The 1,434-nt window shown below is 59.3% G+C and carries 1 protein-coding gene; it reads left to right on the top strand.

Annotated elements, in window-relative coordinates; genetic code table 11:
- Nucleotides 1–158: 158 nt before the first annotated feature.
- A protein-coding gene (locus EXZ48_RS34505) for an IS3 family transposase (RefSeq protein WP_165909519.1) occupies nt 159–1,297 on the top strand; the annotation gives its coding sequence in 2 pieces (ribosomal slippage) (nt 159–417 and nt 417–1,297; 1,140 coding nt in all).
- Nucleotides 1,298–1,434: the final 137 nt, after the last annotated feature.

Genomic DNA, 1,434 nt, shown 5'->3' with positions numbered 1-1,434 from the left:
CTTGCCGCCGAGGCGCAGCGCAAGCTCGGCGCCTTCCCCCGCCGCATGGCAGAAGGAGACGGCGATGGGATCCCAGAGCTGGCTCGGGAAATCTGCACAGCGGGGATAAGTGGAATTTCTGCCTGACTTCGGCTTAGATGCCGGGAACAGGAGATAGCATGACGAGACGACCGCGCCGGAACCACAGCCCGGCTTTCAAGGCAAAGGTGGCGCTCGCCGCCATCCGAGGTGAGCAGACGCTGGTGGAGTTGTCCCAGCAGTTCGATGTGCATGCCAACCAAATCAAGCAATGGAAAGACCAGCTCCTTGAGGGGGCGACGGGTGTGTTCGGCGATGAAACGAAGGCGGAGCCAACGGGTCCGACCGTCGATGTCAAAACGCTGCACGCCAAAATCGGCGAACTGACACTGGAGAACGATTTTTTATCCGGTGCGCTCGGCAAGGCGGGATTGCTGGGCGGAAAGAAATGATCGACCGCGAGCACAAGCTATCCGTCGTGCGCCAGGCGAAGCTTCTCGGCTTCAGCCGTGGCAGCGTCTACTATCTGCCTCGTCCAGTGTCCGATGGCGATCTGGCCTTGATGCGGCGGATCGACGAACTGCACCTCGACTACCCGTTTGCCGGAAGTCGGATGTTGCAAGGGCTCTTGAGAGGAGAAGGGTTGGAAACCGGGCGGCTGCACGTCGCCACGCTGATGAAGAAGATGGGCATCGAAGCGATTTGCCGTCGCCCGAACACGTCGAAACCAGCGTCTGGGCACAAAATCTATCCCTACCTCCTGCGCAAGCTGGCGGTCACCCGACCCAACCAGGTGTGGGCAATGGACATAACCTACGTTCCAATGGCACGCGGCTTTGTCTATCTCTGCGCCGTCGTCGATTGGTTCAGCCGGAGGGTTCTGTCGTGGCGACTATCGATTACGATGGAAACGGCCTTCTGCATCGAAGCAGTCGAGGAAGCGCTGGCCCGTTATGGCAAACCCGACATATTCAATACCGACCAGGGATCGCAGTTCACCTCGATGGACTTCACGGCGGTGCTGAAGAAGGCGGAAATCGCCATCTCGATGGATGGCAAGGGTGCGTGGCGGGACAACGTCTTCGTCGAGCGGCTCTGGCGTTCGATCAAATACGAGGAAGTCTACCTCCACGCCTACAAGACCGTGTCCGAGGCCCGCGTCGGCATTGGCAGATATCTGACCTTTTACAATAGCCGACGCCCACATTCATCCCTTGACCGGCAGACGCCGGATCGGGCCTACTTCAACGCGCTGGCACCAATGATGGTGGCGGCATAATCGAGGCAGAAATCCAATTAGCAACACGCCCGAAACTGTTCAGACAAACCGAGCCAGCTCTCCCAGATCGTCGCCACGGCGACATTGTCAAAGCCCCGCGCCATCATGCGGCGCAGGATATAGGTGGCATCACCCGC

Origin of the sequence: Shinella sp. JR1-6, from assembly GCF_004284735.1 — a bacterium.
Classification (GTDB): domain Bacteria; phylum Pseudomonadota; class Alphaproteobacteria; order Rhizobiales; family Rhizobiaceae; genus Shinella.
Note: the sequence above shows the minus strand (reverse complement) of the source record. Positions and strands in the feature narration are given on the sequence as shown.